Source organism: Pseudomonas sp. CCC3.1 (assembly GCF_034347405.1).
Lineage (GTDB): Bacteria > Pseudomonadota > Gammaproteobacteria > Pseudomonadales > Pseudomonadaceae > Aquipseudomonas.
Genome location: NZ_CP133778.1, coordinates 1,329,066 through 1,353,006 on the forward strand (window position 1 = coordinate 1,329,066; position 23,941 = coordinate 1,353,006).

The following is a 23,941-nucleotide window of genomic DNA, read 5'->3' on the forward strand; positions in this document are numbered from 1 at the left end:
GTTCAGATTCCTTGTTCGCTCAGCCACAGATTCAGTGCTGCCAATTGCCACAGTTTGGAACCGTTCAGCGGCGTCAGTTGGCTGTCCGGATGGCTCAGCAAGCGGTCGAGCATGGCTGGCTGAAACAGGCCGCGATCCTGGCTCGGGTCCAACAGCAAATCGCGGACCCAATTGCGCGTGTTGCCTTCCAGATGCTTAAGCCCCGGCACCGGGAAGTACCCTTTTTTGCGGTCGATGACTTCGCTGGGGATCACTTTTCGGGCGGCTTCCTTGAGCACGTGCTTGCCGCCATTGGGCAACTTGAAGCGCGCCGGAATCCGTGCTGACAGTTCAGCCAGGCGGTAGTCAAGAAACGGCGTCCGCGCTTCAAGGCCCCAGGCCATGGTCATGTTGTCGACCCGCTTGACCGGGTCATCCACCAGCATCACCGTGCTGTCCAGACGCAGCGCCTTGTCGACGCCCGCGACCGCGCCGGGCTGGGCAAAATGCTCGCGCACAAAGTCCCCGGCAGCATCGTTGGCAGTCAACCATTGGGGCTGTACCGTGGCCTGGTACTCGGCATAACTGCGATCAAAAAACGCTTCGCGGTAAGCCGCGTAAGGGTCGCTGGCGCCGTCGACTTGCGGGTACCAGTGGTAACCGGCAAACAGTTCATCAGCGCCTTGGCCGCTTTGTACCACCTTGCAATGTTTGGCCACTTCACGTGACAACAAGTAAAAGGCGATGCAATCGTGGCTGACCATCGGCTCGCTCATGGCCCGAAAGGCCGCAGGCAACTGCTCGATGATTTCGTTTTCGCCAATGCGTAACTGGTGGTGACGGGTGCCGTAATGCTCGGCTATCAGATCCGAATACTCGAATTCATTACCGCGCTCGCCGCCCGCGTCTTCAAAGCCAATGGAAAAGGTCGACAGGTCTTGTACGCCAACTTCGCGCAGCAAACCGACCAGCAGGCTGGAGTCGACGCCACCCGACAGCAGCACCCCGACATCCACAGCCGCGCGTTGGCGAATGGCAACGGCTTCACGGGTGCTGTCCAGTACGCGTTCGCGCCAGTCTTCAAACGTCAGATTCGTCTCATCTGCATGTGGGCCGTAGGGCAGAGTCCACCAGGTTTTCTGCTCGGTGGTGCCGTCAGCGTCGATGCGAAGCCACGTGGCAGGCGGCAGTTTTTCAATGCCAGCGACCAAGGTGCGTGGCGCGGGTACCACAGCGTGGAAGTTCAGGTAATGGTTCAGCGCGACCGGGTCGAGCATCGGATTAATATCGCCGCCCTTGAGCAGCGCGGGCAGGGTGGAGGCAAAGCGCAGGCGTTCGCCGGTGCGCGACAGGTACAGCGGCTTCACGCCCAGCCGGTCACGGGCAATGAACAATCGTTGGGTGTCACGCTCCCAAATGGCGAAGGCAAACATACCATTGAGCTTGGGCAGCAGGGCTTCGCCCCACGCGTGGTAGCCCTTGAGCAACACCTCGGTGTCACCTTCTGAATAAAAGGCGTAGCCGAGCTTTTCCAGTTCGGCGCGCAGCTCAGGGTAGTTGTAAATCGCCCCGTTAAACGCCAGTGAAAGGCCCAATGGGCTGTCGATCATCGGCTGCGCCGAGCCGTCGGACAAATCCATGATCTTAAGGCGACGATGGCCCAGGGCTATCGGCCCTTGGCTATGAAAACCCCAGGCATCGGGGCCACGTGGAGCGAGGTGGTGGGTGATGCGTTCGATGGCTGCCAAATCGGCAGGTTGATGATCAAAACGTAACTCGCCAGCTAATCCGCACATGGTGTGTAAATCCTTGGTTTCTGCGCATGTGTTGCTACCGGTATGACTCGGCGCGATTGCGGCGCGCCGGGTAGCGCTTGGGCCCGGTTTTAAAGAGCGATGCCGCTTTGTGTGCATCGCCAGCCCGTGCGGCACGACGCTGAAAAGCTACGTGTCGCGATGAATGACCGTGGTTTATCGAGTCACTCAAGGCGCGATCGTTCAAAAAAAATTACCGATGGTCATTGAGTGCAACGGTCATATTTATCTATGTCATCGGCTGGGTTTCGCAGCGTTAGGTTAGGGGTTCGCTTCCACATCGACCTATAGAAGACCTGATATGACGCCCATTCCCGACAGGCTGCCGCTCAATGCACGCGACGCCACGCTCAGCGATCTTGAACCTCTGGAGCTTGCCTACAGCCACATGCCCAAATGGCTGCTGGACGCTGAGCCTGGGGTTATTGATGCCCTGAATGCGGCCATGGCTCAAAGCCGCGCCTACCATGAACAGGTCGGCAAAAAATTCAGCCAGCTGCAAAGCGTTGAGTCCTACTGCGGTGCAGTGCTGGAGGCAGAGCTCAAGCGTGAGTTTGCGCTGCGACTTGATATTCACCATGACCAATTGGCGGTGGTGCATGAACGCCTGATCACCGATGACACGCTGTTAACCACGGTGCGTCATCGGCTGGAGCATGATGAGCCCAAGTCATTGCTATGGGCAGCGTTGCAAAATTTTTCCGCCGATGAAGCCCTGGCCGATGGTTTCCATGCCCAGAGTCATATTCGCCTGGACGGCCATCCCGAGCACTTGAGCCCACTCAAACCCCATTATTTTGCGGCGGTGTGTCGGAAGCTGGACCTGGGGGCCCACTACCAAACGTATCTACAGACGTTTCTCGGGGTGGCCGCTACGGGGGAGTCGAACCCCAACGCGACCCAGTTGGCGACCGAGTCAAACCTCAGGTTGCTGAAAACCTATGACATGCAGGTGGATGCGCATATCGCATTCCTTAAGAAAAACATCGACGAAACTGCCTATAAGGCGCTGGTTGCTGTGTTGGTCGCGCCTTCGCCAACGGCTTCCGCCGCCTCGGCCAGACTCGATGGCAAGCCCGTAGTGCTCAGTTCAATCAATCTGCTCGATACGGCCATTGATGGGGTGGTGATTTTTTCATCGGATACGTTGTTGCTGCATCCGGGTAACCGGCTGATTGCTTATATCCCCAATGACCCAGTGGCTCCTTTTTTTGAGTTCAGTTCTCTGCAGGTGTTTACAGACGAGTTGAGGCAACGTCTCCAAGACCCGGACTACGTCAGTTTTTTTTCAAGGTTTGTCGCGTTGAGTGTGCGCGCAACCTTTGTCAAAAAGCTCAAGGAGCACCCGGTGCATTTGAGTTTGACGGCCAATGTTTTAAGCCACAGCGCGGCTCATTATTTGTGTGCGGCTCAACTCAAGAACATGTTTGCCGATGCTCAATTGCTGGCGGTTCCGACCGGTGTGCTGGATGAGCGCCTGCGAGAAGAGCGCTGGCAGTTGTACAAAGGCGTCGGCTTGCTGCTGATCAATGTCGCGGCGCTGTTTGTTCCGGTCTTGGGCGATGTGATGCTTGCGGTGGCTATTGGTGACATGCTCAAGGAGGTCTACGAAGGGGTAGAGGACTGGACGCAAGGCGACACGGATCATGCGCGAGAACACCTGCTGAATGTCGCCAGGGATATAGCCGTCAATGTGGCGGTGGTGGTGGGCGCTGCCGTAGTCAAAGAAGCGGCGAGTCGTTTGAGTCAGGCCACCCGGGCTCACTTCGAAGGTTTCGAAACCATAAAGCGCGAGGACGACGCTGTCCGGCTGTGGAACCGCAACCTTGAACACTATGAGAGCCCGACCGCCCACGCGCACCGCTACACGGCGGACTCGCGGGGGTTTTTCACCCACGATGCAAAGCGGCACATCACAGTTGATGCAAAGCATTACCCCGTTGAGTTTGACCGTGCACTGGGGCAGTGGCGCATCTCCCATGCGCGAAGACCACAGGCCTTTAAGCCCGCATTGCTGCATAACGGAGACGGCGCCTGGCAGCATGCTCATGAACAGCCGTTGGAGTGGCAAGGCAGCGCGACGTTATTGGGCCGGTTGGGGGGCGCTGCGGCCACACTTGATGAGCGGACCCTGGAGCAGGTTCGGCAGTTGACCCATACCAGTGAGGAGGTCATGCGTCGAGTGCACCTGGAAAACCTGCTGCCACCCCCTTTACTGGCAATCACCCTCAAGCGCTTCGAAATCGACCGGACGTTGACGGCCTTTGCCGAACAGATGAGCACCCCCCAGTACAACGCTGCGCACTGGGGGCACTGGCAGATGAGCCTGTTGCCCTACCTGGAGAAATGGCCCGTTGGCAAAGGTCTTGTTGTGGTAGACGAGGCGGGCGGCACGTTGGCGCGTTACGGCAGTACGCTGTGGCCGACGACCTCGCAGATCAACCTGACGCAGGCTGTCGTGCATGACGGCAAGCTACTGGAGGCCGTGCTCGCAGCGTTGCCCAGTGCTGAAGGCAAGGCATTGCTGAGTCATGAATTGAGGCAATCAGCGGAACCGGCGTCGGCCTTGGCTAAAACGCTCGCAGGCTATCTGCAGGACAACAGAAAGGCGGTGTTTGAGCGTTTCTACCAGGCCTTTAATGTCTCCCGCGCGCCCGAAGCCAAATCCATCGAAGCGGTGTTTCCCGGCTTGCCTCATGCCGTGACTCAGGCACTGGCTGAGTCAGCCAACTCCGCGCAACGCGATGTTTTGCGTACCGTCAAAGTCCCACTGAAAATGGCCGAAACAGCCCGTTATTACTTGCGCGAAGCCAGGCTGGATCGGGCTATCGAGGGGTTTTACTTACAGGGTCAGGCGACTGCGGATACTGAACGATTAATGCTGCACTTTCTGGAGCGCTTGCCGGGTTGGCCGGCCGATGTGCCGTGGGAAGTACGCACCGATTCGCTTCAAGGTCCGCTCACTCGCCGTCTTGGCAATAGCGTGTTCACCGCCCCGCGCGTGCTGGTGAAAACGGCGCAGGGAGTTTTGCGTTATAAGCCAAGAGGGTCGGTTTACACCCTGGAGCCGGGAACGTCGGCCTCACTGTCTGATGCCATTTTTCAATCATTGACAGCCTTGGAGCGTGAACGCATGGGGCTTGACGCTTTGAGGGGCCGTGAAGCCTTTAACGAAGCCATCGCCGCGCAGGCGGCTAATGCGCGTCAGGAATCAGCCCAGGTGCTAGGGATGCAGCCGCTCAAACCCGGCTTTAAGCCACCCAGCGTGATGCCTGACGGGCGAATCGGCTATCCCTTGTGCGGCCTCGACGCTGGCGGGCATTCCAGTGCTTTGCAGCGTCGAGTGCGTGAATTGTTTCCGGAGTACAACCAGGACCAAGTGCTGGATTATCTCGACATATTGGTCGAGAGCGGGGTTGCGCCTTTGCAGGCATTGCGTGAGCGCAAGCGCGTCAGAACTTCATTGCGCAAATGCCTGCAAGTCTGGATCGACGCCACGCCCTCAGAAATTCCTCTGGCGCATTCGCCCGTTGATCATGCTGAAGATCGCTATCAGGCCGCCGGAATAATCGAGCGTATCTGGCGCAGACACCCCACGTTTTACCCACAGGCGGACAGTGGCGAAGGTCGCACCTTGAACCTGAGTGGCTTGCGGGTCGGCAGTTTCCCTGCATTGCCGGTCATGGCTGACTTCACCCATATTCGGGTGCTCAAGCTGAACAACATGAATTGCAAGAGCACTGTGGATGGATTTCTTGAGCATTTCAGCGGCGTTGAAGTGCTGGAAATGGACAATAACCAGATAAACAACCTGCCGTCGCAATTGAAAGGGATGGTCAATTTGCGCAGTTTATCCATGGCTCAAAATGAGCTGTTCATGAGTGCCCATAATCAATCGGTATTGCAGGGCCTGAGCACGCTGGAAGTGCTTAATCTCAACGACAATTTTCTAGGCCCCGAACTCAATCTCAATCCGTTTGGCTATTTACGTCGCGTCTATTTACGCCGTACCTGGATCCAGCAGTGGCCTGAAGGCCTTGCAAGTCGGCCACTGCTGGAGGCCGCGGACCTGCGACAAAACCAGATTGCCGATATTCCGGAAGATATTTTTCAGACATCACCCAGGGTCACCCGCAATGTCACGTTATCGAACAATCCGCTGTCAACCTCCAGCAGGCTGCGTTTGGCGCGCTTTGTCATGCAAGGCGGTAGCACCATGGGGGTCGACAGTGAAGAACTGCTCAGTGAGGCCGCCGCTTTTGAGTTCTGGACCGCAGGCATCACCAACCATGAGCGCAGCAGGCGTGAGCTTCTGTGGAATACCCTGAAGGCTGAGCCCAATAGTGAAGACTTCTTCAATGTGCTCAGCCGCTTGACCATCACCGCGGATGCTCAAAGTGTCCGTCAGGATCTGAGCCGTCGTGTGTGGGAAATCATAGAAGCGGCCAATGAAAATCCTGATTTGCGCCGAAATCTGATCGATATCGCAGCGGCCCCGCGCAGTTGTACCGACAGCGTGGCCTTGAGTTTCAGTGCCTTGGAAATACAAATGGAGCTGGGTCGGATATCCATCGACCCGACGCGTCAGGCCAGCGATTTAATTGACCTGGGCAGGCGTTTGTACCGACTGGATAAACTCACAAAAATCGCCTCTGAGCATTACACCCTGCAGATGGCGACCGGTGGAGGTATCGCTGATGAGCTTGAAGTGCATCTGGCGTACCGCGTTGGCTTGGCCAGGTCCCTGGACCTGCCAGGCCAACCGCAAGGCATGATGTTCAATGCCTTGGCAGGTGTCTCCGCAGAGGACCTGAACACCGCGCAGGTTCAGGTCGCCAGCGGTGAAAAATCCTCTGAGTTGAACACGTTTATCAGTTCACTGGATTACTGGAGAGCGTATTTGATTGAGCGCGACAAAGCCGACTATCTGGTCATGACTGAGCCTTTTCACGACGAGTTGAATACGCTCCTGAAGCGTTCGCCAGAAATGTCCAGCGCCCGCTATTTGAGCATGGTCACCGGGATTCGCCACAGGATGGATGCCAGGGTAGATGCCTGGTGCCTGAATAAAACCAATGAGTGGGTGGGCGCGGGCAAGGCGCCTCCATCTCCCTCTACAGACCTTTGATCAGTGTGCGCAGCATAAAGCGATTGGGATGACAGGCTTGCGCCACGGCTCGCGGCAAGGGCAGGGGCTCGTTATTGATCCACGCCGCCAACAGTTCACCGGACAGCGGCGCAGTAATCAGTCCACGTGAGCCGTGGCCGCTGTTGACGTACAAACCGTTCAGCCACGGGCACTCGGTTGACGGCACCTGGCGTGCGTCTTTGCGCAGCACCGCGTAGACCTGTGCGAAGGCTTCGGGGTCAGAAAGTGGCCCGACTATCGGCAAATAATCCGGGCTGGTGCAGCGGAATGCGGCCCAGCCTCTGAGGGATTCAGGGTCGAGTTGCTCTTCACCCAAGTGCTGCGCCAGCGCCGGGGATATTTCTTGCAGCAAGTCGAGGTTGCTCTGGTGCCCGGCTGGCGTGGTGGTCAGGTCTTCATTGTGAAAGTCGAAGCTGGCGCCCAAGGTGTGCTCGCCGAGCCGTCCGGGGGCGATGTAGCCTTCGGCGCAGACCACTGTTTTCAGCGCGGCGCTGGCTTGGGTTTCAACCAATTGGGTGATTTGCCCGCGGATACGCTTGAGCGGCAAGCCGCTGGCCGCCGGGAAGCGTTTGACCTCGGCAGCCCCGGCCAGAATCACCACGGGCGCACTGGCCAATACCTGCTCGCCTTGGCGGGCCAGCCATTGGCCATCAATCTGTTCCAGTTGCAGCACATCATGGTGGGTCAGCACCTCGATATTCGGGTGCAAGGCCTGGAACTGGCACAGTGCAGGCGGGTGCACCCACCCACCTTCGGGATAGAACAACCCGCCGTGCGCCAGTTCGACGCCTGCCAATGCTTGTGCTTGCGGCTGATCAAGCAGGTGGACCAGCGCGGGTGGAAAGGCCGCAGCCAACTGCGCCTGACGCTCAGCCTCCTTGGCATTGAACCCCAACTGCAACACGCCGCACTCATCCCAGTCGCGCCCGCGTTGCAGTTGCTCCAACAGACGACGGGTGTAACCGAAGCCGCTGACAATCAGTTGCGACAATGTCGTGCCGTGGGCCGAAAGCTTCATATACAGCACGCCTTGCGGGTTGCCTGACGCTTCTTTGGCCAAGCGTTCGTGGCGCTCCAGCAAACACACGTGCCACCCGCGCGTGGCCAAGCTGTTGGCGCTGGCGCAGCCGGACAATCCGCCGCCAATCACCAAGGCTCTGCGCTCGCCTTCGAACTGCGGTGGACGGGCGAACCAGGGTTTGCTTTCCGGGGTGGCGAGTGCGTGCTCGGGCAGGCCGATAAAACTGCCGCGCAGGATTTCCCACTTGTGACCAATGCCCGGCGTTCGACGCATTTTAAAACCCGCGTCGTTCAATGCCCGGCGCACCCAGCCGGTGCTGGTAAAGGTGCTGATGGTCGACCCGGGGGCGGCGAGGCGCGCCAGTTGGGCAAACAGTTCGGGGGTCCACATCTCAGGGTTTTTCGCGGGCGCGAACCCGTCCAGAAACCATGCGTCGATGCGTGCATCGAGCTGCGGCAATTGCTCCAGCACATCGCCGATCAACAACGTGAGGGTCACCCGGCCATTGGCCAGGCGCAGGTGCTGAAAGCCTGGATGAATGGCGAAATAGGCGGCCAGCAGTGGTTCGCTCCAGACCGCCAGTTCTGGCCAGAGGGCGAGGGCGCGCTGCAAGTCGTCGCGGGTCAACGGGTATTTTTCGACGCTGATGAAGTGCAGGCGGGCCTCAGGGTGAGCCGTCTGCTCAAATAACTGCCAGGCGCACAGAAAATTCAGCCCGGTGCCAAAACCGGTTTCACCGATGACCAGTTGGCCATTAGCGGGCAGGGCGGCAAAACGTTCGCGCAACGCGTTCTGCTCGATGAAGACATACCGTGTTTCTTCGAGACCCGACTTGTCGGAAAAGTACACGTCATCAAACACCCGCGAGTGCGGGCGACCTTGGTCATCCCAGTCAATCTGGGCATTGGGCATTTCAGTAGTCATGTGCAGCTCGGCAACGGCAAGGCGGCCATTCTAGCTGATCGCTCAGAGCACGATTGATTCATGACAGTTTTATGCGCTTTGTTCCTACGCCCCAAAGAGCAATCGGCTAGGCTTGTCGCATCTTGCCAGGGAGCTTCCTATGTTTGAATCTGCTGAAATCGGTCATTCCATCGATAAAGAAACATACGACAGAGAAGTTCCCGCCCTGCGTGAAGCCCTGCTTGAGGCGCAATACGACCTGCAGCAGCAGAAGCGCGCTGCGGTCATTGTGCTAATCAATGGCATCGAAGGCGCGGGCAAGGGCGAAACGGTCAAGCTGCTGAGCGAGTGGATGGACCCGCGGCTGATTGAAGTGCGCACCTTTGACCAGCAAACCGACGAAGAGATGGCCCACCCACCCGCGTGGCGCTATTGGCGTCATTTGCCAGCCAAAGGGCGGATGGGTGTGTTCTTTGGCAATTGGTACAGCCAAATGCTCCAGGGCCGAGTGCATGGCGTCATTAAGGACGCCGTGCTTGATCAGGCCATTACGGCAGCCGAACGGCTCGAAAGAATGCTCTGTGATGAAGGCGCGGTGATTTTCAAACTCTGGTTTCACTTGTCTAAAAAACAAATGAAAGCGCGCCTCAACGCCCTTAAGGACGACCCGCTGCACAGTTGGCGCATCAGCCCTCTGGACTGGCAGCAGTCAGAAACCTACGACAAGTTTGTGCGTTACGGCGAGCGCGTGATTCGCCGTACCAGCCGTGATTACGCGCCGTGGCACATCGTGGAAGGCGTTGACCCGCATTACCGCAGTTTGACCGTGGGCAAAATTCTTCTGGAAGGTCTGCAAGCGGCGCTAAGCGCTCCCAAGGCGCGGGTACGTCCGATCAACGTGCCGCCGCTGCCTGAAAACCGTGATGGCCTGAGCCTGCTCGATTGCCTGGACATGACCCGACGCCTGGAAAAGGACGACTATCAGGAACAATTGATTACCGAACAGGCGCGTTTGTCGGGCTTGATGCGTGACAAGCGCATGCGTCGACATGCGCTGATCACCGTCTTCGAAGGTAACGATGCAGCCGGCAAGGGTGGCTCGATTCGCCGGGTGGCAGCCGCGCTCGATCCGCGCCAATACAACATTGTGCCGATCGCCGCGCCGTCCCAGGACGAACGTGCACAACCGTACCTTTGGCGTTTTTGGCGGCAGATACCTGCGCGGGGCAAATTCACGATCTTTGACCGCTCGTGGTATGGCCGGGTGCTGGTCGAGCGGGTTGAAGACTTTTGCAGCCAGGCCGACTGGATGCGGGCTTATGGCGAGATCAATGACTTTGAAGAGCAACTGAGGAACGCGGGGGTTATTGTCGTCAAATTCTGGTTGGCGATTGATAAACAAACCCAGCTGGAGCGCTTTCAGGAGCGTGAAGCCATTCCGTTCAAGCGTTTCAAAATCACCGAAGAAGATTGGCGCAACCGCGAAAAATGGGACCTGTATCGCACTGCGGTGTGCGACATGGTCGATCGCACCAGCACCGAGATTTCACCTTGGACATTGGTGGCGGCCAATGACAAACGGTGGGCGCGGGTCAAAGTGTTACGCACCATCAACGAGGCGCTGGAAGCGGCCTTTGAGAAGAGCGACAAACACGCCAAAAAGCACAAGAAATAGAGGAACGTGGGCTGTAAGCCGATTTCGTAGCAGTTGCCGAGCCTGCGAGGCTACGTCCGATTGCGAAGCGATCGTAAATGCTAAGTGCCAAGTTTTATTGGCACACCGCAATGCTTGATTTTACGACTGCTTTGCAGCCGGACGTAGCCTCGCAGGCTCGGCAACTGCTACGAGTTTTCGCATGCCATCGAATTGTTTAATGCTTGCCCGGGTTCAACATGTTCTCCGGGCGTACCCACTGACTGAACTCTTCATCGGTCAAGTAACCCAGCTCCAGCGCGGCTTCGCGCAAGGTCAAACCCTCTGCATAGGCTTTTTTGGCGATTTGGGCCGATTTGTCATAGCCGATGTGCGGGTTAAGCGCTGTGACCAGCATCAGTCCGCGCTCCAGATGTTCAGCCATTTTTGCAGCGTCCGGCTCAAGGCCCGTGACGCAGTGTTCATTGAAATTGGTGCAGCCATCGGCCAGCAACTGAATCGACTGCAACAGGTTGTGGATGATCACCGGTTTGAAGACGTTGAGCTGCAAGTGCCCCTGACTGGCCGCGAAACCGATGGCAACGTCATTGCCCATGACCTGACAGGCCAGCATCGACAAGGCTTCACATTGGGTCGGGTTAACTTTGCCCGGCATGATCGAACTGCCCGGTTCATTGGCAGGCAGCCTGATTTCGGCCAACCCGGCGCGTGGACCTGAGCCCAGCAAGCGGAAGTCGTTGGCCAGCTTCATCAGGGTCACGGCCAAGGTTTTCAGGGCACCCGACAAGGTGGTCAGCGGCTCATGCCCGGCCAGCGCGGCAAACTTGTTCGGCGCGGTGACAAATGGCAGGCCGGACAAGGCCGCAAGTTCTGCGGCAATCGCTTCGGCAAAACCGTGTGGGGCATTCAACCCGGTCCCCACGGCGGTCCCGCCCTGAGCCAATTCGCAGACTGCTGGCAACGAGGCGCGGATGGCCCGCTCGGCGTAGTCAAGTTGGGCGATATAGGCCGACAGCTCCTGGCCGAAGGTAATGGGCGTTGCATCCATCATGTGGGTGCGGCCCGTTTTAACCAGGTTCATGTAGCGCGCCGACAATTCGGCAAGCCCGCCGGACAACTCGCTGATCGCAGGCAACAGGTGCTGGTGCACAGCCTTGGCGGCGGCGATGTGCATGGCGGTAGGAAAACAGTCGTTAGAGCTTTGCGAGCGGTTGACGTGGTCGTTCGGGTGCACCGGGGACTTGCCGCCACGGCCTTTGCCCGCGAGTTCGTTGGCCCGACCGGCGATCACTTCATTGGCGTTCATGTTGCTCTGGGTGCCGCTGCCGGTTTGCCACACGGCCAGTGGAAACTGATCATCGTGCTCGCCGTCGAGCACTTCGTTTGCCGCCTGTTCAATCAGGCGCGCAATGTCGGCCGGCAAGTCACCGTTGCGATCATTGACTCGCGCCGCAGCCTTTTTGATCAGTACCAGAGCGTGCAGCACCGCCAGCGGCATTTTTTCGTTGCCGATGGCGAAGTTAATCAGCGAGCGCTGAGTCTGAGCGCCCCAGTAGGCCTCATCCGGTACGTTCACTTCACCCAGGCTGTCGGTCTCGATACGGCTCATCAGGCTCTTTCTCCTAAGGGGTTGATCAGTCAGCTTAGGCGCTGATTACCAAAAGAGGTTCAGACTTTGGTTTTAGAGGCTTTTGTCGGATTGTTGAGAACCGCTATCAGTCTCGGGGTTGAGTGACGCACTTTGTTAGGCGCAGAATGGTCGCCCCTGGGGTTCGACCTCGCTTGCTAGATAAAGGAAACTCGATGACCCGTCTTCGCGCCATCTGTACTGCAGTTGCTCTGGTATGCGCCAGCGGCCAGGTTTTCGCCGATGCAGCCAGCCACGCTGCCAGTGCTGAAACGTTCCTCAAACTGGCGCACGCCGACAAACTGGGGACTCCGGTGTACATGCAAGTGCAGCAAATGTTTGCTCAGCGTTTTGAGCAGACCAAAGCGCCAGCGTCCAAGCAAGCCTTGCTGGAAACTTACCAGGCCAAAGCCAACACCGCTCTGGATCAAGCCATTGGCTGGGACAAGCTGAAGCCGGACATGGTCAAGCTGTACACCGCCAACTTCAGCGAATCCGAACTCAACGATCTGGTGAAGTTCTACCAGTCGCCACTGGGCAAGAAAGTCCTGGAAAAAATGCCTCAGCTAACCCAGCAATCGGCCCAAATGACTCAGGCCAAGCTGGAAAGCGCGGTGCCTGTGGTCAACAAGCTGCTGGCTGACATGACTGCCGAGCTGGAGCCTAAAGCTGCCCCGGCCAAGAAGAAGTAAGCGGAGCCTGAATGAACATGCAACAACGTATCGAAACAACGCTGAGCGCGTTGCAACCCGAGCATTTGAACGTGCTGGATGAAAGCCACATGCACAGTCGCGGGTTGCAGACCCACTTCAAGGCGGTGGTGGTCAGCGAGCAGTTCGCCGGGCTCAATAGCGTCAAGCGCCACCAAAAGGTCTACGCCACACTGGGTGACTTGATGGGTGAGTTCCATGCGTTGGCTCTGCACACGTATACGCCTGAAGAGTGGGCGAAAATCGGCACAGCCCCGGCCTCGCCGACGTGTGCCGGCGGTGGGCACTAACTTTCAGATCACGTGAAAACTGCTGCGCTCGAAAATACTGCGTTAAAAACAGGCTCAGAATGCTCATTTACAACCCGTAGACTCCGCTTCCTCGCCTGTTTTTGCCTTGTCTTTTCTTCGCTCGCTACGTTTTCACGCGACCCGTTCCATTTGGTTTTTGCTAGAATCCGCAGCGCGCCGCTTAGTCGGCGCGTTTTTTTTGGTATCCGGTTCACCCTTTGCGAGGGTAGCCACCTGGAGAGAGACACGATGACCGCGTCAATTGTTGTAGCTGCACTGTATAAATTCGTCACCCTTGAAGATTACGTCGAACTGCGCGAGCCCTTGCTCAAGGCAATGTTTGATAACGGCATCAAAGGCACCTTGCTGATTGCTGAAGAAGGCATTAATGGCACCGTTTCCGGCAGCCGCGAAGGGATTGACGGGCTGATGGCCTGGCTCAAGAACGATCCGCGCATGGTCGATATTGACCACAAGGAATCCTACTGTGAAGACCAGCCGTTCTATCGGACCAAGGTCAAGCTGAAAAAAGAAATCGTGACCCTTGGTGTTGAAGGCGTAGACCCGAACAAAAAAGTCGGAACCTATGTCGACCCCGAGAACTGGAACGCGCTGATCAGCGATCCAGAGGTGTTATTGATTGACACCCGTAACGACTACGAAGTCTCTATTGGCACGTTTGAAGGTGCCATCGATCCGAAAACCACCAGTTTTCGCGAGTTTCCTGACTACATCAAAGCCAACTTCGACCCGGCCAAGCACAAGAAAGTCGCCATGTTCTGCACCGGTGGCATTCGTTGTGAAAAAGCATCGAGCTACATGCTTAGTCAGGGTTTTGACGAGGTGTATCACCTTAAAGGCGGGATTCTGAAGTACCTCGAAACCGTGCCGCAGGAAGAAACCAAGTGGCAAGGTGACTGCTTTGTGTTTGATAACCGTGTGACCGTGCGTCACGACCTGACCGAAGGTGAGTACGATCAGTGCCATGCCTGCCGTACACCTATCAGCGCTGCGGACCGTGAGTCTGAACACTACCAGCCAGGGATCAGTTGCCCGCATTGCTGGGACAAGCTGAGCGAGAAAACCCGTCGCAGCGCGATTGACCGTCAAAAACAGATTGAACTGGCCAAGGCCCGCAATCAGCCACACCCGATTGGCCACAACTACCGCAAACCTGCCGAGGCTTGATATGTCCGCGCGCCTGCTCTATGTGATGGATCCGATGTGCTCATGGTGCTGGGGATTTTCCCCCATCGCAGAAGCCTTGGTTGAGCAGGCGCAAGCCGCAGGTGTGGAACTGCACTTGGTGGTGGGCGGGTTGCGTACCGGCAACGGGTCGGCGTTGGAACCTGCCACGCGAGGTTACATTCTTGAGCATTGGCAGGCGGTAGCCGACGCCACCGGGCAACCGTTCCTTTTTGAGGGTGCGTTGCCTCAGGGGTTTGTCTACGACTGTGAGCCCGCGTGCCGTGCTGTGGTTGCCGCGCGCAGTCTGGCGCCGGATCGCGCATGGGCGTTGCTCAAGCTCATTCAGCAGGCGTTTTATGTGCAAGGGCGGGACGTGACGCAAACAGCGCTGCTGGTCGAACTCGCCGAGCAGGCCGGTGTGCCGCGAATTGAATTCGCCGCTGCGTTTGACAGCGACGAGCAGCATGCCGCCACGGCTGCAGACTTCACCTGGGTTCAGGATTTGGGCATTGCCGGGTTCCCCACCTTGCTTGCCGAGCGTAATGGCCAACTGGCATTGTTGACCAATGGTTATCAGCCGCTTGAACCGCTGTCTGATTTGTTGGGCCGCTGGCTTGAACGTGCAGCGCGTGTCTGATCCCTCTTCGACGTTGTCGACTTCGCGCACCACTGATCGTCTGAGCTGGGCCGAAATTCGGCGCTTGGCCCTGCGCCATAAAAAAGCGTTATGGCTGGCCAATGGTGTGGCGGTGTTGGCCACGTTGTGCAGCGTGCCGATTCCGTTGCTGTTGCCGTTGTTGGTGGACGAAGTGTTGCTGGGGCATGGTGACGCAGCGCTGAAAGTAATGAACAACGCGTTGCCTGCCGCGTGGCAGACGTCGGTGGGCTATATCGGCCTGATGCTCTTGATGACGTTGCTGCTGCGCTCAGGCGCGTTGTTGTTCAACGTATTGCAGGCGCGGCTGTTTTCACGGCTGGCCAAAGACATCGTGTTTCGTATTCGGGTGCGCTTGATTGAGCGTTTAAAACGTATCTCGCTGGCGGAATATGAAAGCCTTGGCAGCGGCACCGTAACCACCCATCTGGTCACCGACCTCGACACCCTCGACAAGTTTGTCGGCGAGACGTTGAGCCGGTTTTTGGTGGCCATGCTCACCTTGATCGGAACGTCGGCGATTCTGCTGTGGATGCACTGGCAGTTGGCGTTGTTGATCCTGTTGTTTAACCCGTTGGTGATTTACGCCACGGTGCAACTGGGCAAGCGCATCAAGCACCTCAAAAAACTCGAAAACGACAGCACGGCGCGTTTCACCCAAGCCCTGACTGAAACCCTGGATGCCATTCAAGAAGTGCGCGCGGGTAACCGTCAGGCGTTTTTCCTCGGTCGTCTGCAGCAGCGGGCACGTGAAGTCCGGGATTTTGCCGTCGCCTCGCAATGGAAAAGCGATGCATCGAACCGCGCCAGTGGTTTGTTGTTCCAGTTTGGTATCGATATTTTCCGTGCGGCGGCGATGCTGACTGTGCTGTTCTCCGATCTGTCGATTGGCCAGATGCTGGCAGTGTTCAGCTACTTGTGGTTCATGATCGGGCCGGTCGAGCAGTTGCTGAATTTGCAATACGCCTTTTATGCGGCAGGCGGGGCGCTGACGCGTATCAACCAATTGCTGGCGCGTGCCGATGAGCCGCAATACCCGGGGGGTGTTAACCCGTTTGCGGGGCGCCAAACAGTGGGTATCGACATTCGTGACCTGAGTTTCAGTTACGGCGAAGAGCGCGTGCTGGATCAGCTCAACCTGAGTATTGCGCCAGGCGAGAAGGTGGCGATTGTCGGCACCAGTGGCGGCGGTAAAAGCACCTTGGTGCAACTGCTGCTCGGGTTGTATACGCCACAGTCCGGGAGCATTTCTTTTGCGGGTGTCAGTCAGCCAGACATTGGCCTTGAGACCATTCGCGAGCATGTGGCGGTGGTGTTGCAGCATCCGGCCCTGTTCAACGATACGGTGCGGGCCAACTTGACCATGGGGCGTGAGCGCACCGATGAAGCCTGCTGGCGCGCACTGGAAATTGCTCAACTGGATGGCACTGTCATGACCTTGCCCCAAGGTCTGGACAGCATTGTCGGGCGTTCAGGTGTGCGCTTGTCGGGTGGGCAGCGCCAGCGTCTGGCGATTGCACGAATGGTACTGGCCGAGCCCAAGATAGTGATTCTCGATGAGGCCACCAGCGCCCTCGATGCGGCCACCGAATACAACTTGCATCACGCTTTAGGAAAATTCTTGAGCGGGCGTACGACTTTGATCATTGCTCACCGACTTTCTGCGGTAAAACAGGCAGACAGGGTGTTGGTGTTTGATGGTGGACACATTGCTGAAGACGGTGACCACCAGCAGTTGATTGCTGAGGGCGGCCTTTATGCAAAGTTGTACGGGCATTTGCAGCAAACCTGAAGGCGAGTGACCGTAGTGCTAGCCGCGTAAGCTTTTTGAGTGTTGACCGGCACTATGAGCCGTTCCGAGTGTCGGAAATTAGCCTAGTCTGATTTTCGAGGCTCTTTCTGTGGAGTTCATCTGGCAGCCTGAAGCAAAGGGAACTCATGAAGCCAAAAAATACCCTTGGAACGCCGCATTTGTTAGGGATTGTCTGGCCCTTTATTGCGGTCGTGCTGTTTCAGGCGTTATTGGGCTGTGTGAGCCTCTATATGCTCTCTGCTGTGAGGGGGTATGTAGCAGGTGAAAGCTTATGGTCCAAAGGCCAGAAAGATGCGATCTACTTTCTAAGCCTGTACGCCGACAGTCGCGATCCTTCTATTTTCGAGCAGTATGAACGCTCCATTCTGGTGCCTCAGGGTGGCCACAAGCTTCGGGCTGCACTGGACCAATCGTCGCCTGACATTACGGCGGCCCGCGAAGGCATCCTGCAAGGCGGCAATAGCCCTGAAGATGTCTCCAGCCTCATTTGGTTCTATCAAAATTTTCGTAACTTCAGCTACCTGGACAAGGCCATCCAGAAATGGAGTGTGGGCGATGATTACTTGGTCAAGCTCGATAATCTGGCGCAAGAGATGCATCGGCTTATCAGCACCCATCAGGCGTCAGAGGCTGACATCAAGCATTGGAAGGGGCAGATTTATGCCATCAATGAGGCGGTGACGCCAGCCGCCAAGGCGTTTAGCGATGCTTTGGGCGAAGCCTCGCGCTTTATTCTGAAGTTGCTGGTCATCATCAACCTGGCCACGGCCCTCGGGCTGATTTTTCTGGCGTTGCTGCGTACGCAAAAAATTCTGCTGCAGCGCAGTGCCTTTGCCGAAGCATTGCAGTTAGAGAAGGAACGGGTGCAAATCACCCTGGAATCCATTGGTGACGGGGTGATCAGTACCGATGTGAATGGGGCTATTGCCTACATGAACCCGGCTGCTGAGCGGCTGACTGACTGGAAGTCCGAGCAGGCTCAAGGTGTGCCGCTGGGCGCGTTGTTCAAGTTGCTCGATGAAGGCACGCCGGATGATGGTTTTAAACTGATTGATCGCGTGCTCAGCGGTCAGTTGGGTAACAACAGCGAGCACGCCAAGTTGATTCAGCGCATGGACGGCAGCACGGTTGCCGTCACGCTGGTGGGAGCGCCCCTCCTGCATGCTGGCAAAGTCAGCGGAGCGGTGCTGGTGCTGCATGACATGACCCAAGAGCGCCAGTACATTGCCAACTTGTCCTGGCAGGCGACCCATGATGCGCTCACCGGGTTGGCGAATCGACGCGAGTTTGAGTATCGCCTGGACTTGGTGCTGCAAAATCTGACGCGACAGCAGGGGCGGCATGCGCTGATGTTTCTGGATCTTGATCAGTTCAAACTGGTCAATGACACCTGCGGGCATGCGGCGGGTGACGAGTTGCTGCGTCATATCTGTGCGCTTTTGCAATCCGGCCTGCGTGAAGGCGACACGTTGGCGCGACTGGGCGGAGATGAATTTGGCATTTTGCTGGAAAACTGTCCGGCAGATGTGGCCGAAAAAATTGCTGAAGGTCTGCGCCAGACGGTGCAAAGCCTGCACTTTGCCTGGAAGGGCCGCCCGTTTCTGAACACCATCAGTATTGGCCTGGTGCATATCCATCAAGTGCCGGTGACGCTGGAGGCTTCTTTGCGTGCGGCCGACATGGCCTGCTACATGGCCAAGGAGAAAGGGCGCAATCGGGTTCAGGTTTATCACGAAGATGACTCTGAACTGTCATTGCGTTTTGGTGAAATGGCTTGGGTACAGCGTTTGCATGTTGCACTGGAAGAAGACCGCTTCTGCCTCTACTCGCAAGCGATTGTTCCGCTGGGGGGCGCCCTAGAGGATAACGGTCACATTGAAATTTTGTTGCGTCTGCATGATGAAAGCGGGCGCATGATCATGCCTGACAGTTTTATTCCGGCGGCTGAGCGTTACGGCTTGATCACCTCGATTGACCGTTGGGTGGTCGAGAATGTGTTCAAGATCATTTCCGAGTGCTCGGCCCAAGGTACCGGGCGACCGATGGCCATGTGTGCCATCAACCTTTCGGGCACGACCATTGGTGATGATAATTTTCTGGCGTTTTTGCATGAGCAGTTCGAATGCTATGGCGTTTCACCTGGCCAGATTTGTTTTGAAATCACGGAAACCAGCGCGATTGCCAATTTGGGCAGCGCCATTCGCTTTATAAATGATCTCAAGGGGCTGGGTTGCCATTTCTCTTTGGATGATTTTTGTGCGGGGATGTCTTCATTTGCGTATCTGAAACACCTGCCTGTCGATTTTTTGAAGATCGATGGCAGCTTTGTAAGAGACATGCTTGATGATCCAATTAATCGGGCTATGGTAGAAGTGATTAATCATATCGGGCACGTTATGGGTAAGCGTACGATTGCCGAATTCGTCGAGTCCTCGCAAATTGAGCAGGCTCTGGTTGAGATCGGTGTCGATTATGCGCAGGGTTATGTTGTTGAACGCCCGCACCTGTTCACCTGTGACAGCTTGTGGTATCGACCCAAGCGCCCCAGACCTTTTGCTTTGAAATCGCCGGGCACTTTGCGCTAAGTGTGACTGGTTTTTGAAAATCACCTTTCAGAAGGAACCCGATAGTGATCGATGCATTCAGCCGTACTGGGCCTCTTATGGAAGCGACCAGTTACCCCGAGTGGGCACAGCAACTGATCCGCGATTGCAGCGAAAGCAAGCGGCGGGTGGTTGAGCATGAAATCTACAAGCGCATGCGTGATAACACGCTCAGCGAAAAGACCCTGCGCCTTTACCTGATCGGCGGTTGGCCGGTGGTTGAGCAATTTTCTCTGTACATGGGGCACAACCTGGGCAAAACCCGTTATGGTCGCCACCCTGGCGAAGACATGGCGCGTCGCTGGCTGATTCGCAACATCAGGGTTGAGTTGAACCATGCGGATTATTGGGTGAATTGGGCGCGCGCGCATGATGTCAGCCTTGACGACATGAACGCACAGGACATTCCGGCCGAATTCCAGGCCCTCAATGACTGGTGCTGGCATAGCTGCGCGACGGATTCGCTGGCTGTGTCAATGGCGGCAACCAACTACGCCATTGAAGGGGCTGTCGGTGAGTGGGCCGCGGTCGTGTGTTCCAAAAGCGTCTACGAAGACTCCTTCCCGCAGGAAGGGCGCAAGCGCGCCATGAAGTGGCTGAAGATGCACGCCCAATATGACGATGAGCATCCTTGGGAGGCACTGGAAATCATCTGCACGCTGGCGGGGATGAACCCGAGTCAGGAGCTGAAAACCGAGTTGCGCAAAGCGATTTGCAAGAGCTATGACTACAAGTACCTGTTTTTGCAGAGCTGCCTGCAATACGAAAAAGCGCCTGTAGTGCGTGAGCATCGAGAATTGGAAGTGAGCTGATTGGCGTGCAGGCGCGTCACTGTGGCAGCGCCTGCGAAGAATTTAGACAGCGTCAACCTGTGTCAAGAGCATAAAAAACCGAAGGCTGCGTGTGAGCGCTGCCTTCGGTTTTTTTGTGGCGATGTATTTATTGTGCGTCGAATGCCTGGCCGTTGATTCCGCTGCTGTCCGGGCCCATCAGGTACAGGTAGACCGGCATGATGGCTTCTGGCTCAGGGTTGTTGAGCGGGTTTTCGCCCGGGTAGGCCAATGCACGCATACTGGTCCGGGTGGCGCCAGGGTTGATGCTGTTGGAGCGAATGTTCGAAACAGTTTCAACTTCGTCGGCGAGGGTTTGCATCAAGCCTTCGGTGGCGAATTTTGAAACGCCGTAGGCGCCCCAATAGGCACGGCCTTTGCGTCCAACGCTGCTGGACGTGAAAATTACGCTAGCGTCCTGTGACAGCTTGAGCAGCGGCAGCAAGGTGCTGGTGAGCATAAACGTGGCGTTGACGTTAACCTGCATGACGCGCATGAAGTTCTCGCCAGACAGCTGTTCAAGCGGTGTGCGGGGGCCGATGATCGAGGCGTTGTGCAGCAGCCCGTCAAGGTGGCCGAACTCGTTTTCAATCATCGCGGCCAGTTCGTCGTACTGATGCGGTAGGGCGGTTTCGAGGTTGAAAGGAATGACAGCAGGTTGTGGGTGGCCTGCGGCTTCAATGTCGTCGTAAACCTGACTCAGGTTGGCTTCAGTCTTGCCGAGCAGCAGCACGGTTGCGCCGTGTGCCGCATAGGTTTTGGCAGCGGCGGCACCAATGCCGCGACCCGCGCCGGTGACCAGAATGACGCGGCCCTGGAGCAGGTCGGGGCGGGCGGAGTAATCAAACATAAAACACCTCAACAAAGAGCAATGATCGCGTGCTGCGTGCTGCGTGCGCGTGTCAGCAGCTGCACACTGCGTTATCCAGCACCTTGCGCAGCTCGGCAGGGTGGTCGACCACCACATCTGCGCCCCAATGGTTCGGGTTGTCGTCCGGGTGGATATAGCCATAGCGCACAGCGGCAGTCTTGGTGCCCGCGTCGCGGCCCGACTCGATGTCGCGCAGGTCGTCACCCACAAACAGTACGCTGGCCGGATCAAGGTCGAGCATTTTGCAGGCCAGGATCAGCGGCTCCGGATCGGGTTTGCTGTGGGTTACGTGGTCAGGGCAGATCAGCAGGGCTGAGCGCTCGGCCAGCCCTAGCTTTTCCATGATCGGCTGGGCAAAACGCACCGGTTTGTTGGTCACAACGCCCCATACCATATGAGCCTTTTCGATGTCGGTCAGCAGTTCGGCCATGCCGTCAAACAGCTTGCTGTGTACGGCACAGTCACGCTGATAGCGCTCAAGAAACTCCAGGCGCTGCGCTTCAAAGCCCGGGGCTTCAGGGTTCATGCTAAAGGTGGCGGCGACCATTGCACGTGCGCCGCCGGAGATTTCATCGCGAATCAGCTTGTCGGCAATCGGCGGCAGGTCGCGTTCGGCACGCATGGCCTGGCAAATGGCGATAAAGTCCGGCGCGGTGTCGAGCAGGGTGCCGTCCATGTCAAAAAGAACTGCTCTTAAACGCATGTATTACTCCTCGCGAAGGGTCTGGATCATGTAGTTGACGTCTACATCGCTGGCCAGTTTGTAGTGCTTGGTCAGCGGGTTGTAGGTCAGGCCGATGATGTCTTTGACGCTCAGGCCGGCTTGACGGCTCCAGGCACCCAGTTCGGAAGGGCGGATGAACTTCTTGAAGTCATGGGTCCCGCGTGGGATCAGCTTCATGATGTATTCAGCGCCGATAATCGCGAACAAATAGGCTTTCGGGTTGCGATTGATGGTCGAGAAGAACACCTGGCCGCCGGGTTTGACCATCTGATAGCAGGCGCGGATCACGGAAGCGGGATCGGGCACGTGTTCCAGCATCTCAAGGCAGGTCACTACATCGAATTGCCCAGGCATCTCAAGTGCCAGTTCTTCGGCGGTGATCTGGCGGTATTCAACGTTTACGCCGGATTCAAGCTGGTGCAGTTGCGCAACGGCCAGCGGGGCTTCGCCCATGTCGATGCCCATCACGGTCGCGCCGCGTTGAGCCATGGATTCGCTGAGGATGCCGCCGCCGCAACCGACATCGAGCACTTTTTTGCCAGCCAGTTGCACGCGTTCGTCAATCCAGTTGACGCGCAACGGGTTGATGTCGTGCAGCGGCTTGAACTCGCTTTCGCGGTCCCACCAGCGATGGGCAAGCGCCTCGAATTTTGCGATCTCGGCGTGGTCGACGTTGCTCATGGGTAAATCCTCTAAAGCTGAAAAATCCTGGTAAAACTCAGGGCCTGAACCCTGAGGCTTGGAATCAATGAGTATGGCTATTTATACGCTCGCCCCAGGCTTTGGCAGTCGCGCACAGGTGTTGTTCATCCATTCGGGTCAATTGGCCATTGTCGAGCAGTTGCTTGCCTGCGACCCACAGGTGCTTCACGCAATCGCGGCCGGTGGCGTAGATCAGCTGTGAGACGGGGTCATAGACAGGCTGCTGGGCCAGTCCGCTCAGGTCAAAAGCCACGATGTCGGCCGCTTTGCCGACCTCGATTGTACCCACTTCACTCTCAAGGCCCAGGGCGCGTGCGCCGTTGAGTGTTGCCATGCGCAGTGCGCGGTGGGCATCCAGTGCGGTGGCCGAGCCTGCAACCGCTTTGGCCAGTAAGGCTGCGGTGCGGGTTTCGCCAAGCAAGTCGAGGTCATTATTGCTGGCTGCCCCGTCGGTGCCAACCGCGACATTGACACCTGCCTGCCATAAACGCTCGACCGGGCAGAAGCCGCTGGCCAGTTTCAGGTTGGATTCGGGGCAATGAATCACGCTGGAGTTGCTTTCTACCAGCATGCTCAGGTCGTCATCACTGATCTGAGTCATGTGAACGGCCTGGAAGCGCGGGCCAAGCAGGCCCAGGCGTGCGAGGCGGGCAACTGGGCGTTCGCCATGCTGTTCGGCGGCTTGCTGCACTTCGAAAGCGGTTTCGTGTACGTGCATCTGGATCGCTGCATCCAGCTCGTCGGCAATCACCCGGACTTTTTCCAGGTTTTCATCGCCTACGGTATAAGGCGCATGGGGCCCGAAGGCGATTTTGATGCGCGGGTGGTATTTCAGGTCGCCAAACAACTCGACGGCCTGGCGCAGGGATTCATCTGCCGAGCTGGCGCCGGGAATCGGAAAATCGAGAATTGGAATCGCGATCTGGGCGCGGATGCCGCTGTTGTGCGCGCGTTCGCTGGCTACTTTCGGGAAAAAATACATATCGCTGAAGCAGGTGATGCCGCCTTTGAGCTGCTCGGCAATGGCCAGGTCGGTGCCGTCGCGAACGAATGCTTCATCGACCCATTTGGCTTCGGCCGGCCAGATGTGGTTTTCCAGCCAGGTCATCAGCGGCAGGTCATCGGCCATGCCGCGGAACAAGGTCATCGCGGCGTGGCCGTGGGCATTGATCAGGCCCGGGCTGAGCAGCATGTCCGGCAGCTCGCGGGTTTCAAGGGCGGTGTGCTTCAAGGCCAGATGGCGCGGGCCAATGAACACGATGCGCCCGTCCCGGATGCCAACGCCATGATCTTTGAGTACAACTGAAGCGGGTTCAACAGGCACCAGCCAGGTGGGTAGCAGCAGTAAGTCGAAGGTCAAGGATTGGGTTGGCATCTAAAACGGCTTCCCGTGCATTATAAAAAGGAG

General features: G+C 57.3%; 16 protein-coding genes. 9 read left to right on the forward strand and 7 right to left on the reverse strand.

Features of this window, described 5'->3' with window-relative positions:
- Positions 1-2 precede the first annotated feature (2 nt).
- On the reverse strand, positions 3-1,775 hold the full coding sequence (locus tag RHM56_RS06000; protein WP_322239524.1) for an N-acetylglutaminylglutamine amidotransferase: 1,773 nt from the start codon (positions 1,773-1,775) through the stop codon (positions 3-5).
- 319 nt (positions 1,776-2,094) lie between these two features.
- Between RHM56_RS06000 and RHM56_RS06005 the strand changes: the two genes are divergently transcribed.
- Complete coding sequence (locus RHM56_RS06005; RefSeq protein WP_322239526.1) at positions 2,095-6,921, forward strand: NEL-type E3 ubiquitin ligase domain-containing protein; 4,827 nt, start codon at positions 2,095-2,097, stop codon at positions 6,919-6,921.
- Here RHM56_RS06005 and mnmC read toward each other — a convergent pair.
- Positions 6,908-8,887, reverse strand: coding sequence for a bifunctional tRNA (5-methylaminomethyl-2-thiouridine)(34)-methyltransferase MnmD/FAD-dependent 5-carboxymethylaminomethyl-2-thiouridine(34) oxidoreductase MnmC (mnmC, locus tag RHM56_RS06010; protein ID WP_322239528.1), 1,980 nt, complete (start codon positions 8,885-8,887; stop codon positions 6,908-6,910). The two genes, RHM56_RS06005 and mnmC, sit on opposite strands and share 14 nt — an antisense overlap.
- A 139-nt stretch (positions 8,888-9,026) precedes the next feature.
- Here mnmC and pap point away from each other — a divergent pair, with 139 nt between their 5' ends.
- Positions 9,027-10,541 (forward strand): polyphosphate:AMP phosphotransferase, encoded by a 1,515-nt coding sequence (gene pap, locus RHM56_RS06015; RefSeq protein ID WP_322239530.1) that lies wholly within the window; start codon positions 9,027-9,029, stop codon positions 10,539-10,541.
- A gap of 196 nt (positions 10,542-10,737) precedes the next feature.
- Here the strand turns inward: pap and RHM56_RS06020 are convergent, their stop codons facing one another.
- Entirely contained in the window at positions 10,738-12,129 is a 1,392-nt protein-coding gene (locus RHM56_RS06020) for a class II fumarate hydratase (protein ID WP_322239533.1), read from the reverse strand.
- A 194-nt stretch (positions 12,130-12,323) separates the two neighbouring features.
- Here RHM56_RS06020 and RHM56_RS06025 point away from each other — a divergent pair, with 194 nt between their 5' ends.
- The 7 genes from RHM56_RS06025 to RHM56_RS06055 all read left to right on the forward strand — a co-directional run bounded on the left by RHM56_RS06025 (position 12,324) and on the right by RHM56_RS06055 (position 20,218).
- A complete protein-coding gene (locus RHM56_RS06025) occupies positions 12,324-12,839 on the forward strand; it encodes a DUF2059 domain-containing protein (RefSeq protein WP_322239536.1) in 516 nt (171 codons plus the stop codon).
- Positions 12,840-12,850: 11 nt separating this feature from the next.
- Positions 12,851-13,147, forward strand: a complete 297-nt coding sequence (locus tag RHM56_RS06030) for a BolA family protein (protein WP_322239537.1) — start codon at positions 12,851-12,853, stop codon at positions 13,145-13,147.
- Between the two features lie 249 nt (positions 13,148-13,396).
- Complete coding sequence (locus RHM56_RS06035) at positions 13,397-14,335, forward strand: rhodanese-related sulfurtransferase (protein WP_322239539.1); 939 nt, start codon at positions 13,397-13,399, stop codon at positions 14,333-14,335.
- A gap of 1 nt (position 14,336) precedes the next feature.
- A complete protein-coding gene (locus RHM56_RS06040) occupies positions 14,337-14,972 on the forward strand; it encodes a DsbA family protein (RefSeq protein ID WP_322239541.1) in 636 nt (211 codons plus the stop codon).
- Positions 14,965-16,782: an ABC transporter ATP-binding protein gene (locus RHM56_RS06045; protein WP_322239543.1), complete on the forward strand. Its 1,818-nt coding sequence runs from the start codon at positions 14,965-14,967 to the stop codon at positions 16,780-16,782. Before RHM56_RS06040 ends, RHM56_RS06045 begins: the two co-directional genes overlap by 8 nt.
- A gap of 146 nt (positions 16,783-16,928) precedes the next feature.
- Positions 16,929-19,388 (forward strand): EAL domain-containing protein, encoded by a 2,460-nt coding sequence (locus RHM56_RS06050; protein ID WP_322239545.1) that lies wholly within the window; start codon positions 16,929-16,931, stop codon positions 19,386-19,388.
- A gap of 44 nt (positions 19,389-19,432) precedes the next feature.
- Complete coding sequence (locus RHM56_RS06055) at positions 19,433-20,218, forward strand: TenA family transcriptional regulator (RefSeq protein WP_322239547.1); 786 nt, start codon at positions 19,433-19,435, stop codon at positions 20,216-20,218.
- A 127-nt stretch (positions 20,219-20,345) separates the two neighbouring features.
- Here RHM56_RS06055 and RHM56_RS06060 read toward each other — a convergent pair whose 3' ends face one another.
- The 4 genes from RHM56_RS06060 to RHM56_RS06075 form a co-directional block, all read right to left on the reverse strand.
- Positions 20,346-21,086, reverse strand: coding sequence for a YciK family oxidoreductase (locus tag RHM56_RS06060; RefSeq protein WP_322239549.1), 741 nt, complete (start codon positions 21,084-21,086; stop codon positions 20,346-20,348).
- Between the two features lie 52 nt (positions 21,087-21,138).
- Positions 21,139-21,810, reverse strand: coding sequence for an N-acetylmuramic acid 6-phosphate phosphatase MupP (gene mupP, locus RHM56_RS06065; protein WP_322239551.1), 672 nt, complete (start codon positions 21,808-21,810; stop codon positions 21,139-21,141).
- A gap of 3 nt (positions 21,811-21,813) precedes the next feature.
- On the reverse strand, positions 21,814-22,512 hold the full coding sequence (gene ubiG, locus RHM56_RS06070) for a bifunctional 2-polyprenyl-6-hydroxyphenol methylase/3-demethylubiquinol 3-O-methyltransferase UbiG (protein WP_322239553.1): 699 nt from the start codon (positions 22,510-22,512) through the stop codon (positions 21,814-21,816).
- A gap of 64 nt (positions 22,513-22,576) precedes the next feature.
- Positions 22,577-23,908 carry a TRZ/ATZ family hydrolase gene (locus RHM56_RS06075; protein WP_322239555.1) on the reverse strand — a complete coding sequence of 444 codons (1,332 nt, stop codon included), beginning with the start codon at positions 23,906-23,908 and terminating at the stop codon, positions 22,577-22,579.
- Between the last annotated feature and the right edge of the window lie 33 nt (positions 23,909-23,941).

Bases quoted from the DNA above. Each gene is read 5' to 3' on its own strand.
- RHM56_RS06000 (WP_322239524.1), bottom strand. From the start codon at position 1,775: ATGTGCGGATTAGCTGGCGAGTTACGTTTTGATCATCAACCTGCCGAT.
- RHM56_RS06005 (WP_322239526.1), top strand. From the start codon at position 2,095: ATGACGCCCATTCCCGACAGGCTGCCGCTCAATGCACGCGACGCCACG.
- mnmC (WP_322239528.1), bottom strand. From the start codon at position 8,887: ATGACTACTGAAATGCCCAATGCCCAGATTGACTGGGATGACCAAGGT.
- pap (WP_322239530.1), top strand. From the start codon at position 9,027: ATGTTTGAATCTGCTGAAATCGGTCATTCCATCGATAAAGAAACATAC.
- RHM56_RS06020 (WP_322239533.1), bottom strand. From the start codon at position 12,129: ATGAGCCGTATCGAGACCGACAGCCTGGGTGAAGTGAACGTACCGGAT.
- RHM56_RS06025 (WP_322239536.1), top strand. From the start codon at position 12,324: ATGACCCGTCTTCGCGCCATCTGTACTGCAGTTGCTCTGGTATGCGCC.
- RHM56_RS06030 (WP_322239537.1), top strand. From the start codon at position 12,851: ATGAACATGCAACAACGTATCGAAACAACGCTGAGCGCGTTGCAACCC.
- RHM56_RS06035 (WP_322239539.1), top strand. From the start codon at position 13,397: ATGACCGCGTCAATTGTTGTAGCTGCACTGTATAAATTCGTCACCCTT.
- RHM56_RS06040 (WP_322239541.1), top strand. From the start codon at position 14,337: ATGTCCGCGCGCCTGCTCTATGTGATGGATCCGATGTGCTCATGGTGC.
- RHM56_RS06050 (WP_322239545.1), top strand. From the start codon at position 16,929: ATGAAGCCAAAAAATACCCTTGGAACGCCGCATTTGTTAGGGATTGTC.
- RHM56_RS06060 (WP_322239549.1), bottom strand. From the start codon at position 21,086: ATGTTTGATTACTCCGCCCGCCCCGACCTGCTCCAGGGCCGCGTCATT.
- mupP (WP_322239551.1), bottom strand. From the start codon at position 21,810: ATGCGTTTAAGAGCAGTTCTTTTTGACATGGACGGCACCCTGCTCGAC.
- ubiG (WP_322239553.1), bottom strand. From the start codon at position 22,512: ATGAGCAACGTCGACCACGCCGAGATCGCAAAATTCGAGGCGCTTGCC.
- RHM56_RS06075 (WP_322239555.1), bottom strand. From the start codon at position 23,908: ATGCCAACCCAATCCTTGACCTTCGACTTACTGCTGCTACCCACCTGG.